This is a genomic window from Mycobacterium colombiense (assembly GCF_001665835.1).
Lineage (GTDB): Bacteria > Actinomycetota > Actinomycetes > Mycobacteriales > Mycobacteriaceae > Mycobacterium > Mycobacterium colombiense_A.
In genome coordinates, this window is sequence record NZ_LZSX01000110.1 from 1 (window position 1) to 807 (window position 807).

Sequence of the window (807 nt, forward strand, 5' to 3'; positions counted from 1 at the left end):
GGCCTGGCGGTAGGTGCGGTCCACCAGGTCCCCGGAGGCGAACACCCCATCAATCGAGGTGGCCGTGGTGCGGCCCTGCACCAGCACATAGCCGTCGGGGTCGGTCTGCACAACGTCGCGCACCAACTCCGAGCGCGGGTCATGCCCGATCGCCACGAACACCCCGCTCACCGCCAACGTGGACACCTCACCGGTGACCGTGTCACGCAGCCGCAACCCCGTCACCGTCTGCTCACCCTCGACCGCCTCGACCGCCTTGTTGGTCACGATGGTGATCTTGTCGTTGGCCCGGGCGCGCTCCACCATGATCCGCGAGGCCCGAAACTCCTCACGGCGGTGCACCAACGTCACACTGCGGGCAAACCGGGTCAAAAACGTGGCCTCCTCCATCGCCGAGTCCCCACCCCCGATCACCGCGATGTCCTGGTCCTTGAAAAAGAACCCATCACAGGTCGCACACGAGCTCACGCCGCGGCCCAACAACTCCTGCTCACCGGGCACCCCCAAATACCGCGCGGCCGCACCCATCGCCAAGATCACCGACCGCGCCCGCACCGTCTCACCCTCGGCGGTGGTCACCGACTTGACCGGCCCCTGCAACGAGACCGATTCGACGTCTTCCGTCCGCAGATCCGCCCCGAACCGCAACGCCTGCTCACGCATCTGATCCATCAACTCCGGACCCGTGATCCCGTCCCGAAACCCCGGGAAATTCTCCACCTCGGTGGTCGTCATCAACGCCCCACCAAACGACGTCCCCTCAAACACCACCGGCGCCAACTGCGCCCGCGCCGCATACAACGCCGC

At 66.7% G+C, this 807-nt stretch carries 1 protein-coding gene; it reads right to left on the minus strand.

What is annotated here, in order from left to right; genetic code table 11:
* The coding region (gene trxB / locus A5760_RS25835; protein ID WP_155764482.1) for a thioredoxin-disulfide reductase at positions 1-807 on the minus strand (807 nt) is incomplete at both ends.